The sequence below is a fragment of the Nocardia sp. NPDC050713 genome, assembly GCF_040654315.1.
GTDB lineage: Bacteria > Actinomycetota > Actinomycetes > Mycobacteriales > Mycobacteriaceae > Nocardia.
Map to the genome: position 1 here is coordinate 163,658 of NZ_JBFAHS010000014.1, position 11,788 is coordinate 175,445.

General features: G+C 70.1%; 10 protein-coding genes. 4 read left to right on the forward strand and 6 right to left on the reverse strand.

Annotation, left to right across the window (positions count from 1 at the left end; genetic code table 11):
• Positions 1-41: 41 nt before the first annotated feature.
• Positions 42-530: a polyadenylate-specific 3'-exoribonuclease AS gene (locus tag AB0H49_RS24985; protein ID WP_141812579.1), complete on the reverse strand. Its 489-nt coding sequence runs from the start codon at positions 528-530 to the stop codon at positions 42-44.
• Positions 531-712: 182 nt separating this feature from the next.
• Here AB0H49_RS24985 and AB0H49_RS24990 point away from each other — a divergent pair, with 182 nt between their 5' ends.
• Positions 713-2,101: a class II 3-deoxy-7-phosphoheptulonate synthase gene (locus AB0H49_RS24990; protein ID WP_355004225.1), complete on the forward strand. Its 1,389-nt coding sequence runs from the start codon at positions 713-715 to the stop codon at positions 2,099-2,101.
• A 132-nt stretch (positions 2,102-2,233) separates the two neighbouring features.
• Here AB0H49_RS24990 and AB0H49_RS24995 read toward each other — a convergent pair whose 3' ends face one another.
• Entirely contained in the window at positions 2,234-2,710 is a 477-nt protein-coding gene (locus tag AB0H49_RS24995) for a MarR family transcriptional regulator (RefSeq protein ID WP_357254775.1), read from the reverse strand.
• Positions 2,711-2,879: 169 nt separating this feature from the next.
• On the opposite strand from AB0H49_RS24995, the gene AB0H49_RS25000 reads away from it, so the two are divergent.
• The gene (locus AB0H49_RS25000; protein WP_357254777.1) at positions 2,880-3,713 is read left to right on the forward strand and encodes an NAD(P)-dependent oxidoreductase; all 834 of its coding nucleotides are present in this window, start codon (positions 2,880-2,882) and stop codon (positions 3,711-3,713) included.
• A 30-nt stretch (positions 3,714-3,743) separates the two neighbouring features.
• Complete coding sequence (locus AB0H49_RS25005; RefSeq protein ID WP_355004228.1) at positions 3,744-4,439, forward strand: enoyl-CoA hydratase/isomerase family protein; 696 nt, start codon at positions 3,744-3,746, stop codon at positions 4,437-4,439.
• A 58-nt stretch (positions 4,440-4,497) separates the two neighbouring features.
• On the opposite strand, the gene pknB is transcribed toward AB0H49_RS25005, so the two are convergent.
• Positions 4,498-6,480: a Stk1 family PASTA domain-containing Ser/Thr kinase gene (gene pknB, locus AB0H49_RS25010; RefSeq protein ID WP_357254779.1), complete on the reverse strand. Its 1,983-nt coding sequence runs from the start codon at positions 6,478-6,480 to the stop codon at positions 4,498-4,500.
• 167 nt (positions 6,481-6,647) lie between these two features.
• Here pknB and AB0H49_RS25015 point away from each other — a divergent pair, with 167 nt between their 5' ends.
• Positions 6,648-7,016, forward strand: coding sequence for an Rv2175c family DNA-binding protein (locus tag AB0H49_RS25015; RefSeq protein ID WP_355004230.1), 369 nt, complete (start codon positions 6,648-6,650; stop codon positions 7,014-7,016).
• Between the two features lie 75 nt (positions 7,017-7,091).
• Here AB0H49_RS25015 and AB0H49_RS25020 read toward each other — a convergent pair whose 3' ends face one another.
• The 3 genes from AB0H49_RS25020 to crtI all read right to left on the reverse strand — a co-directional run bounded on the left by AB0H49_RS25020 (position 7,092) and on the right by crtI (position 11,617).
• Positions 7,092-8,192 (reverse strand): phytoene/squalene synthase family protein, encoded by a 1,101-nt coding sequence (locus tag AB0H49_RS25020; RefSeq protein WP_357254781.1) that lies wholly within the window; start codon positions 8,190-8,192, stop codon positions 7,092-7,094.
• The gene (locus AB0H49_RS25025; RefSeq protein ID WP_357254858.1) at positions 8,189-9,802 is read right to left on the reverse strand and encodes an alpha-(1->6)-mannopyranosyltransferase A; all 1,614 of its coding nucleotides are present in this window, start codon (positions 9,800-9,802) and stop codon (positions 8,189-8,191) included. The genes AB0H49_RS25020 and AB0H49_RS25025 overlap by 4 nt, the downstream gene beginning before the upstream one ends.
• A 231-nt stretch (positions 9,803-10,033) precedes the next feature.
• Positions 10,034-11,617, reverse strand: coding sequence for a phytoene desaturase family protein (gene crtI / locus AB0H49_RS25030; RefSeq protein ID WP_357254783.1), 1,584 nt, complete (start codon positions 11,615-11,617; stop codon positions 10,034-10,036).
• Between the last annotated feature and the right edge of the window lie 171 nt (positions 11,618-11,788).

Sequence of the window (11,788 nt, forward strand, 5' to 3'; positions counted from 1 at the left end):
GAAGGCCCCGAGTCCGGACCCGGGCCTGTCATCTGGGGGCCTCAGCGCCTGCGCGCGGCTTCGATGGCCTCGAATTTGGCGTAGTTGTGGCGGGCGTCGGCGAGCGCGTCGTGCGCGTCCGGCGGGACCGGCGGCAGTGCGGGGCGGCCGTGTGCCTCCCAGTGCTGGCGCAGTTCGTTGGTGTAGCGGGGGAGGGCGGTGGGCAGGTCGACCATCGAACCCCAGAGCTGGCACAGCGCCACGTGGTCGTAGGCGCCGACCCAGGCCCACAGCTCCGGCTGCACGGAGGGCCGCGGAATCAGGAACTTGTAGAGGTCGTCGCGGATCTGTTCGCGGCTGCGCCAGCGCGGCGAGGCGGGCGGAGGTAGCTGCGGAAGCACGAACTTGCGCACCCACGGCCCCGCGCGCTCGGGGTCGAATTCGGTGGACACCGCGTAGTATTCGCGGCCGTCCTCGCAGACGACGCCGATGGACACCAGGTCGATGACGACCCCGTCCTCGATGAACTCGCAATCATAGAAATACCTCAGCGAGATCGACCTCTCCTCGATCGGGCGGGCGGTGGCATGTGCCGGTCGTTGTCACCCTATGCGGCGATGTGGGCGGCGTACGCGAGGGGCTACCGCGGGTGGGGATCGCCCACACCTCCGGGGATCGATATCCACCCCTACCTCTGCTGTCTGCACGACCGCGCGGTCCGTATTCTGAACTCGTGAACTGGACCGTCGACGTACCCATCGATCGCCTGCCGGAACTGCCACCGCTGCCCGCCGAGCTGCGCCGGAGATTGGACGAGGCGCTGGCCCGGCCCGCGCTACAGCAGCCGTCGTGGGATCCCGAACAGGCGGCGATGATGCGCACCGTGCTGGAGAGCGTGCCGCCGATCTGCGTGCCTGCCGAGGTGGAGGAGCTGCGCGGCCAGCTCGCCGAGGTCGCGCGGGGCGAGGCGTTCCTGATGCAGGGCGGTGACTGCGCGGAGACGTTCGCCGACAACACCGAACCGCACATCCGCGGCAATATCCGCACGCTGTTGCAGATGGCCGTGGTGCTGACCTACGGCGCCAGCCTTCCCGTGGTGAAGGTGGCGCGCATCGCGGGCCAGTACGCGAAGCCGCGCTCCTCCGACACCGATGCGCTCGGCCTGAAGTCCTACCGGGGCGACATGGTGAACGCGCTGGTGGCCGACGAGAAGATGCGCGAGCACGACCCGTCCCGCCTGGTGCGCGCCTACGCCAACGCCAGCGCGGCGATGAACCTGGTCCGCGCGCTGACCAGCGCGGGCATGGCCGACCTGCACAAGGTGCACGACTGGAACCGCGACTTCGTCGCGCAGTCCCCGGCGGGCGCGCGGTACGAGGCGCTGGCCGAGGAGATCGACCGCGGTCTCGCGTTCATGACCGCCTGCCGCGTGAACGACCCCAGCTTGCAGTCGGCCCGCATCTACGCCAGCCACGAGGCGCTCGTTCTCGATTACGAGCGCGCCATGCTGCGCCTGAGCGAGCACCCGGTCTCGGGCGAGCCGGTGCTCTACGACCTGTCGGCGCACTTCCTGTGGATCGGTGAGCGCACCCGTCAGCTCGACGGCGCGCACATCGCGCTGGCGGAACTGCTCGCCAACCCGATCGGCCTCAAGATCGGCCCGACCACCACACCGGACCAGGCAGTGGAGTACGTCGAGCGGCTGGATCCGAACAACGAGCCGGGCCGCCTCACCATCGTCTCGCGCATGGGCAACGCCAAGGTCCGCGACGTGCTGCCGCCCATCATCGAGAAGGTGCAGGCGACCGGCCACCAGGTGATCTGGCAGTGCGACCCGATGCACGGCAACACCCACGAGGCCTCCACCGGCTTCAAGACCCGCCACTTCGACCGCATCGTCGACGAGGTGCAGGGCTTCTTCGAGGTGCACCGCGCGCTCGGCACCCACCCCGGCGGCCTGCACATCGAGTTGACCGGCGAGGACGTCACCGAGTGCCTCGGCGGCGCCCAGGACATCTCCGATCTGGACCTGTCCGGCCGCTACGAGACCGCCTGCGACCCGCGCCTGAACACCCAGCAGTCGCTGGAGCTGTCGTTCCTGGTCGCCGAAATGCTGCGCTGAATTCGAAACACCGCGCGGGTAGGTCTAATTCGATACATCGAGATCCGCACTGTCGTCCTGGCAGTGCGGATCTCTTTGCGCAGTCAGCTGTTTCGACGCTTTCGAACCAAATCGCCGCGAGCGCGGTAGCTCTCAGCCCCGCGTCGCGTCGAAGCGCGCGCGCAACTGCTCCGAATCGTTCAACTCGCAGAGGACCGCATAGAGCAGGTCGCGCCGTTCCTCGGGCAGGTCGGCGAACATCTCCTCGTGCACCTCGCGCAGGGCGGTCTGGATGCCCGCGAGCGTTTCGCCGCCCTTGTCGGTGAGGATGACCAGGTAGCGCCTGCGGTCGCCGGGATCGCGTTGCCGCTCGGCGTAGCCGTGGCGTTCCAGGTCGTCGAGGGTGGAGACCATGGTGGCCGCGTCGATGCGCAGGTAGCCGCCGAGTTCGGCCTGCGCCATGCCGCCGCGGTCGGCCAGCGCCTGGAGCACGCTGTAGTGCCGTACCCGCAGGCCGAGGCCGAGCAGACGTTCCTCGGCCAGCCGGAAGGCGACCTGTCCCATCTTCTGTAGCAGGCACACCGTGTGCGCCGCGATGGTCCCAGGAACCAGCGCCGAGTCTTCGGACATCGTTCACCTCCCGTCACATCATGCCCAGCGGCCGGTGCCCTTGACAAACCGTTGCGTCTATAAAAGGGTAGTAGCGCAAACGATTTGTTTAGCCAATTATATGCGTTGCTCAACGCCGTGGCGCCGGGCGCACGAATGCGCAGCCGCCGCCGACACCGAAAGGCACCTCATGACTCCACAGACTCTGTCCGGCCGCACCCTGGTGATGTCCGGCGGCAGCCGGGGCATCGGCCTGGCCATCGCACTCGCGGCCGCCCGGCGCGGCGCCGATATCGTGCTGCTCGCCAAAACCGATGTCCCGCACCCGAAGCTGGACGGCACCGTGCACACCGCGGCCGCGGAGATCGAGGCCGCGGGCGGATCGGCGCTCGCTGTGGTCGGCGACGTGCGCGACGAAGACTCGGTGCAGGCCGCCGTCGACCAGGCCGTCGACCGCTTCGGCGGCATCGACATCGTGGTCAACAACGCCAGCGCCATCGATCTGCAGGGCACCGAGACGTTGCCCGCGAAGAAGTTCGACCTGATGCAGCAGATCCAGCTGCGCGGCACCTTCCTGCTCACCCGCGCCGCGCTGCCACACCTGCGCAAGTCGGCGAACCCGCACGTGCTGTCGCTTTCGCCGCCGCTGAACCTGGACCCGAAGTGGCTCGGCGCGCACCCGCCCTACATGCTGGCCAAGTACGGCATGACCCTGCTGACGCTCGGTGTGGCCGCCGAACACCGCGAGTCGGGCATCGCCGCGAACTGCCTGTGGCCCGAGACGCTCATCGCCACCGCCGCGGTGCGCAACCTGCTCGGTGGGGAGGAGGTGGCCGCGACCGCGCGCACCCCGGAGATCGTCGCCGACGCCGCGGCGCTGATCCTGGAGAGCCCGGCCGCGACGACCACCGGCAACACCTACCTGGACGTGGAAGTCCTCGCCGCCCACGGCATCACGGATCTGTCCGGCTACGGCCCGAGCGGCGAGCTCGGCTACGACATCTTCGTCGACCCGCCCGCCTGACCCGAAACACATCGCACCCCTGGAGTATTGATGCCTCACCTACGCCGCGAAGACGCCGTCTTCGTGCTCGATCTCGGCGAACCGGATCAGCTCGACACCGAGAACCGCTTCACCCCCGGATGGATGGACGCCGTCCACGCCTGCCTCGACGAAGTGCAGGCAGCCGACGGGCCGAAGGCGCTGGTCACCACCGGATCGGGCAAGTTCTTCTCCAACGGTTTCGAGCCCGAGCGGTTCCTGCGGCCGGACGTCGCCGACTACCTGATGGCCGGACAGCGGGTGTTCGAGCGCCTGCTGACCTTCCCCGCGCCGACCGTCGCGGCGGTCCAGGGGCACGCGTTCGGTGCGGGCGCGATCCTCGCCATGGCCCACGACGGGCGGGTCATGCGCGGTGATCGTGGCTTCTTCTGCCTGCCCGAGATCACCTTGCCACTGGCCGCATCCGACGACGGCCTCGTCATCCCCGGCGGCATGGCCGACTTGCTGACCGCTCGGCTGGGGCCCGCCGCGCACGAGGCGATGCTGACCGGCCGCCGCTACGGCGGGCCCGACGCGCTGGCCGCGGGCATCGTGGACGCGGTCGAGGAGCACGATCGGGTGCTGTCGGTCGCGCTGGCCAGGGCGGGCGCGCTGGCAGGCACCGCGGGTCCCGCGCTCGCGGCGATGAAGCGGTGGATGTACCGCGATGTCGTCGCCGCGCTCGGCAAGGTCACGCTGACCCTCTAGGGCCTAGCGGCGCGGCCGACACCGCCGACCGATGGCCGCCGACGCAGTCGCCGGTGGCTCAGGGCAGTGCGGTGAGGGTGACGGTGCTCCCCGGCTGGACCTTGGCCGACGCGCCGGGGCTCTGGCCGATGACCACGGAGTTGTCCGACGGGGTCAGCTGCTGGACCTGGACGCGCAGGCCGAGGCCCTCCAGCTTCTGGCGGGCCTCGCCGACGCTGTCGCCGACCAGCAGCGGCAGTTTGACCGCGTTGGAGACGATCAGCGCGACGCCCTCGCCCGAGTTCACCGTGCTGCCCGCAGCCGGGTCGGTGCCGATGACCTCGTCGGCCGCGATGGCCTTGTCGTATTCGGAGCGAGTCTCACGAACCTTGATGCCCGCCGCGCTGAGCGCCGCGACGGCTTCTTCGGTGGTCTTGCCGCGTACGTCCGGCACCTTCACCGGCTGCGCGCCGTTGCTGCGGTAGACCTTGACCTGTCCGCCCGTCGGCAGCACCGTGCCCGGCGCGGGCTCGACCTTGGCCAGCGAGCCCTTGGGCGCCTGACTGCCGACCTCGCCCGCGTCGACGGGCTGGAGTCCGGCGTCCTTGATGAGCTGGTTCACCTTGCGCACGTCGTCACCGGGATTGATGTCGGGCACCCGAGGCTTGCCGCTGGAGACCAGCACCGACACCGTGGAGCCCTTGGTGAGCTTGGATCCGGCCGACGGGTCGCTGCCGACCACGCCCCCCACCGGGATGGTGTCCGAGGCCTTCTGCCTGATCTCGGTTTCGAAGCCCGCCTCTTGGAGCTTCGCGGTGGCCTGCTCGCTGCTCAGCCCCGCGATCGGCGGCACCGGCTCGTAGCGGCCCGCGCCGAACCACCAGCCGCCGATACCGACGACCAGCGTGAGGATCGCGACGATCGCCACCCACAGCAGCGTGGTCCGGCGCGACTTGCGCCGGTCGTCGTCGTACGGCTGATACGGCGGTTGGCGCAGGCCGCTGGTCTGCGGGTCGTAGTCGGAAGGCGGCCCGTACTCCCCGGACGGTCCGTAGTCGGGAACCCGCGGTCGCGCCGCGGTGACCACCTTGGTGTGCTGCGTCGCCTGCGGTGTGTGCGGGTCCGGCGCGGGGGCGGGACGCGACGGCGCGGGCCGGCCGCCGTGATCGGGCAACGCGCGGAAGCTCGCGCTCAGATGCTCGGCCGACTCTCGGGGCGCGGGCACCCGGTAGGGCGGCAGATTCAGCTCCGCGGCGATCGAGCGCAGCTGCGCGGCCATCTCGTTGGCGTCGGCGAAGCGGTGCGCGGGCTCCCGGTTGGTCGCGCGGGCCACCAGCTCGCCGAACTCCGGCGGAACGCCCGAGATGAACTGGCTCGGGCTCGGCACGTCGTTCTCGATCCGCTGATACGCCACCGATATCGAGGTGTCGCCGGTGAATGGCACCCGGCCGGTGAGCAACTCGAAGATCAGTACGCCGAACGAGTACACGTCGCTGCGCGAGTCGGCGGTGCCGCTGGTCACCTGCTCGGGGGAGAGGTAGGCGGCGGTGCCGAGGATGACGCTCGCCGAGGTGGTCGTCGCGGCCGCCACCGCGCGCACCAGGCCGAAGTCGGCGATCTTCACCTCGCCGGAATCGGAGATGAGCACGTTCTCCGGCTTGACGTCGCGGTGCACCAGGCCGGCGGAGTGCGCGACGCCGATCGCGGCGAGCACCGGTTCGGCGACGGCGCGCACGGCGTGCGGCGGCATCGGTCCACGTTCGCGCAGCAGCTCGCGCAGGGTGCCGCCCTCGACGAGCTCCATGATCAGGAACGGATGGTCGCCGTCCACGCCTTGGTCGTACACCGCCACCAGCGACGGATGCTTGAGCTTGGCGACGGCGCGGGCCTCGAACTCGAACCGGGAAAGGAACTGCGGATCCGCGGCGAACTTGGGGTCCATCACCTTGATCGCGACCGGACGGTCCAAGCGGGTGTCCTCGCCGCGGAAGACCATCGACATCCCGCCCCGAGCAATCGGCGCGTCAATCCGGTAGCGCCCTTCCAGCATCTGCCCGATCAAGTGATGTCCTCCGGCTTTCACAAAAGTGCTCACCCCTCGCTTGTGACGCGAACAGCGACAGGCCGCCCCGTGCGGCCCCCACGATCGTAACCGTGCCGAGCGGCCGAACCGGTCTGTCGCCCGGGTGTCACACGACGCGCGCCGCCACACCGTCTACCGTTGTGCGGGTGAGTGCATTTCCCTGCAGCGAGGATGTCCTTCCGGATTCCGTGGCCGTGCTGCCGCTGCCCGAGGTGGCCGACCGCCTCGGGATCGTGGTGACGCGGGTGCACCAGATGCTGCGTGACCATCAGCTCCTCGCCCTGCGCCGCAATGGAGTGGCGAGTGTTCCGGAGGTCTTCTTCGACGACACCGGCGCGGTCGTCAAGCCCCTACCCGGGCTGATCACCGTCATGAAGGACGCCAAGTACACCGACGAGGAGATCCTCGAGTGGATCTTCACCGACGACGCCAGCCTTCCCGGCAAGCCGATCGACGCGCTGCACGGCCCGCTCGCCCGTGAGGTGCTGCGCCGCGCCGCCGCCGACCCCTTCTGAACTCCAGGTTTCGCACTCCGCGCAGGGCCGGTGGCGCTGTGCGGCGTGTGAACGACACCGCACGGGAAGTCACCGTCAACGGCGGTGGAACGCGCCCGCTACGAATTCGGTACCCGCGACGAGCAGCCGCCGCCCGGTCGGCACCACCGCTCGCCCCTGGAACACCGCGTACCCGGATTCCTCGATCCGGTCGAGAATTCCCGCGTAGAGCGCGCTCGCCGCGCGAATGGCGGGGCGGACCCGCGGGTTCAGCAGGTCGATCCCTGGATCGGCGGTGCGGTAGACGCCGCGGTTGATCGCTATCAGATGTGCCAGCGCGCGGCGTACCCGCGGATCGGTGCGGCCGGTGTGGCGGCAATGGGCGAGCAGGTCGTCGTCCACGCCGAAGGCGGCCAGGTGGTCGCCGGGCAGGTAGACGCGGCCGCGATCGAGATCCTCGCCGATATCGCGCAGGAAGTTGGTGAGCTGGAACGCCTCGCCGAGCGCGGCGGCCGCGGGTTCGGCCTCGGCGGGCGGCGCGACGGTGCCGAGCACCGGAAGCAGCTGCAAGCCGATGGCGGCCGCCGAGCCGCGCATGTACTCGCGCAGCTCGGCCAGCGTGGCGTAGCGAGTGCGGAAGTGCGCCGTGCCGGGGACGTCCATGCGCATGGAGTCCAAGAAGGTCCAGAAGTGCGCGGGATCGATGGCGTAGCGGTCGACGGTGTCGGCGAGCGCGGCCAGCACCAGGGCGTGTAGCGGCGGGACCGGTTCCGTGGGTGTGCGGTGATCGAGGGCGACGCGCAGTTGTTTCTCGATCAGGTCGAGTTCGGCCGAGGGGCTCGACTGCCGTGTCTTCGCCGGGCTCTGGCGCGATGTCTCCGCTGGATTCGGCTGCCGTCCATGGCTCGCGTCCGCGTGGTCGACGATGTCGTCCACCATCCGCGCGAAGGCGTAGAGCGCGTGCACGGCGGGTCTTCGCGGAGCCGACAACAGCCTGGTCGCGAGGAAGTACGTGCGGCCGTGCTCGGCGGCGATCGCCCGGCACGCGCGGTAGGCGTCCGCTAGGCGAATCTCCGCCTCGGCTCGAGCTGTTCCCGCGAGATCGGACGAGATGCCGGGCCGCGCTTCGGTCGTGTCGAGCGGACCGCGGCCGACACCGGCTAGGTCTGAGTCCTTCCCGGGTCTCGCGGTGCTCATGGTCGCGAAGCGGTGGCCGCGACTTCACTCCGCGGGGTCTCCGCCTGCGGCGTGGAACGCAGCCGCAGTGGATCCACCGTGCGCAGCGAGAGCGCGGCGACGACCGCGGCGAACGTCGCCGCGGCCACGTGCCAGAAGTTGTACAGACCGATCGATCCGTCCGGCTGGAAAACCAGCATCAGCCAGGTACACAGGCCGACGAGCACCATGAGCGTCGTGGTGGACAGCGCGAACGCGGCGGCCAGCGCCAGCGGCCACGAGTAGTACCAGGGCAGCGCGGCGGGGGAGAGGATGACGATGCCGACGAACGCGATGAGGATGCCGAACACCGCCTCGCGCTCGCTGTGCCGGAACCGCCACCAGGTCCACACCAGCACCGCGACCAGTGCGAGCGCGCACAGCGCGCGGGTCACGGTGAGCACCGATTCCATGCGCAGCGGGGTGATCCAGGTGGTGGTGTGCGCCATGATCGTCGGCAGCGACAGCCAGTTGATGATCTTCTTCGAGCCCGACAGCGCGGTCAGCCAGCCGATGCCGACGCCCGCGATGGCCGACGCCGCGACGAACACCGCCGCGAACACGCTCAGTCCCAGGCCCGCGATCTTGGCGAACGTCATGGCCGGATGCGGCATGTCCGGTCCCGCCTTCGCGGCGTCCGGGGCGCCGTTGGCCGGGCCGGAGTTCGGATCGGCCGGTGCGTTCGGGTCCGCGGCCGCGCGTTCGGCGGCGCGGCGTTCCCGCTCGTGCAACATCCAGATCCAGACGAGGAACGGCAGCGCGATGCCCGCGGTGGCCTTGATCGCCACGCCGATCGCGACGACGACGATGCCCGCCACGTGGTGGCGCTCCAGCACCAGCGCGATGCCCGCGCACATCAGGCCGACCATCAGCATCTCGTTGTGCACACCGCCGATGAGGTGGATGAGCACCAGCGGGTTGAGCACCGCGAGCCACAGCGCCACCGTCGGCTTGCCGCCGAGATGTTTGGTCAGATACGGGACCGCCCACATAATCAGCGCGAGACCGGGCAACATCACGAAGCGCAGCGCGATGGTGCCCGCGACGACGTTGTCGCCGGTGATGGCGGTGATGGCGCGGCCGAGCAGCAGGAACACCGGGCCGTACGGCGCGGTGGTGGTGGTCCAGACGGGGCTCACATTGTCCAGCAGCACACCGGGATTCGCGACGGGACCCACCTGGTAGGGATCGAAACCGTCGCGCAGCAGCGCGCCCTGGGCCAAGTAGGAGTAGGCGTCGCGGCTGAACATCGGCACCGCGAAGAGCAGCGGGAAGATCCAGATGCCGACGATCGCGCGCAGTTCGTTCAGCGTCACCGCCGCGCCCGCCCGGTTGCCGAGCCCGAGTGTGGTGCGGCCCAACCGAACCCACGCGGTGATCATCAGCAGCACGCCGACCCAGATGAGCATGCTCGACAGCGCGTAGCCGTGCCCGAATCGCAGCCAGGACAGGTTCATCGCCTCGAGCAGCGGATCGCGCTGGCGTACGCTGCCCGCGCCGAGACCGCCGAAGGTGATCATCACCGCACCGAAGAAGCCGAGCAGCGCGGCGTGGCCCTCGGGACTGCGCGCGAAATCGGCGTAGGTCTGCATCCGGTCCCGGATGTCGTTCCGGTCGGCGCCGTCGCCGGAGTATCGCGCTGTGCTGGATCCGGTGGCGCTCGAGGTGCCGCGACTCGACGCGCGACGCGCGGTGTCGGTCGGCGTGGCGGCTGCGGCGCTCGTCTCGGGGGGATGCATGTCGTGTCGGTCCCCCCGGCAAGGTCGGCGGTCGCAACCGCGAGTGAATAGGTCGGCGATCAGTTTAATGGTTCGCGCGGAACACTATCCCGCTGGTACGCGCGGTTCACCCCGGAGATCGGCCGCGGCGCCGGTAATGCGGTTTGCCGCCAGTTTCCCGGAGAGCAGCGCCGTCGGCACGCCGACGCCCGGCGTGGTGCCGCAACCGGCGATAACCACATTGTCGCTGAAACGCGGGAAATTCCGCGGTCGGAACGGACCGGTCTGCCGGAAAAGGTGGGCGACGGAGAACGGCGTGCCCGCGATCATCCCCTGCGCCAGCCAGGTCGCCGGGGTATCCAGGTGATCGACGGTGAAGTGTTGGGCGATCCCGCGGTAGCCGCGCGTCTCCAGTACCTCGAGCAGTTCGCGTAGGTAAGGGCCCGCCAACCGGTCCCAGTCGAGCGGGGCGCTCGCCAGGTTGGGGCAGGGCGCGAGCAGCGAGAACGGCTCGTGCCTGCCGTCGGCCCGGTCGATGTAGAGCGTGGGATCGGTCAGCGCGGGGCGGGTCAGCAGCAGCGACGGGTCGCGCATCAGCCGTCCGCGCGCGGTGAGCCTGCCGCCGCGGCGCGGCGCGACGGCGATCTCGTCGAAGGTGGTGTCCCACGCCGCGCCGAAATCGATGGTGTGGTGAGCCTGCACCGGCCAGCTCGCGGCGACGTCGGCCGGAATCGTGCCGTGCGCGACCACAGCGGACGGCGCGGCCCGCAGTCCCCGTCGGCGGCGCACGCCGAAGCGTTCGATCGAGCCGAGATCCGCGGTGAGGACCACCGCGTCGCAGTCGACCGTGCGTCCGTCGGTGGTGCGCACCCGGCGGGCGCGTCGGCCTTCGTACTCGATCCCGGCCACCTCGGTGTTCAGGTGCAGCGTCCCGCCCGCGGCGGTGAACGCCTCGGCCATGGTGGCGGCGATGGCGCGCATCCCGCCTTCGGGGAAGTAGACGCCGAGCGAGGTGTCCATGTGCGGGATCGCGCCGTAGACCGCGAGTGCGTCGGCGGGCGCCATGCCCGCGTAGAGCGCCTGGAAGGTGAACAGCCGAGCCAGTCGGCGGTCGGTGAGTATCCGGCCGACGCGCGGTCCGAGTCTGCCGAACCCGCCGAGCCGCACCAGTTCGAGCAGCGCGGCGCGTTTGCGCGGAGAGCGCACCATGTCCAGCGGCGAGTCGAAGTTGGTGTCCATGAACTCGGTGAACTCGGCGCGGTAGACACGGGCCAGCCAGTCCCGCAGCTGTCGGTAGCGGCGCGCCTCGTCGCGGCCGCAGGTGCGGGCGACCTCCTCGGCCATCGCGTCCGGGTCCGCGAACACCCGGATGGTGGAATCGTCGGCGAAGCGGGCGTGATAGCTCGGCGCGAGCCGGTGGATGCGCAGCGGTGTCGGTCCCGACTCGAGGGTCCGGCCCACCGCGGCCAAGGCGTCGGTGATCAGTTCCGGAAGCGTCAGCACCGTCGCGCCGTTGTCGATCTCGTAATCGGGCCCCCGGTACCTGCCGACCCGGCCGCCGGGATGATCGGCCCGTTCCAGCAGCGTGACCGACCGCCCCGCGCCGGTGAGATACAGCGCGGCGGCAAGCCCGGACAGGCCCGCGCCCACGACGACCACCCGATCGGTCGGTCCCGCAACGGTTTTCATCTGACTTCTCCTCGGCCGCCGGGCACGGCGGTACTGCACACGACACTCTGCCTCGGCCCGCGCCGCGTCCGTTCCAGTGGAACGCGGCCGTTCGCACGCCGCGGCGGGCCGGTGCGGCGTGCGTTTCGCGCACCACGATGATTCCCGTGCCTGCCGGTCGGTAGGTGGATC

Coding starts and splice junctions, on each gene's coding strand:
- AB0H49_RS25005 (WP_355004228.1), top strand. CDS start 3,744: ATGCCTCACCTACGCCGCGAAGACGCCGTCTTCGTGCTCGATCTCGGC.
- AB0H49_RS25025 (WP_357254858.1), bottom strand. CDS start 9,802: ATGCAGACCTACGCCGATTTCGCGCGCAGTCCCGAGGGCCACGCCGCG.
- AB0H49_RS25000 (WP_357254777.1), top strand. CDS start 2,880: ATGACTCCACAGACTCTGTCCGGCCGCACCCTGGTGATGTCCGGCGGC.
- AB0H49_RS25020 (WP_357254781.1), bottom strand. CDS start 8,192: ATGAGCACCGCGAGACCCGGGAAGGACTCAGACCTAGCCGGTGTCGGC.
- AB0H49_RS24995 (WP_357254775.1), bottom strand. CDS start 2,710: ATGTCCGAAGACTCGGCGCTGGTTCCTGGGACCATCGCGGCGCACACG.
- crtI (WP_357254783.1), bottom strand. CDS start 11,617: ATGAAAACCGTTGCGGGACCGACCGATCGGGTGGTCGTCGTGGGCGCG.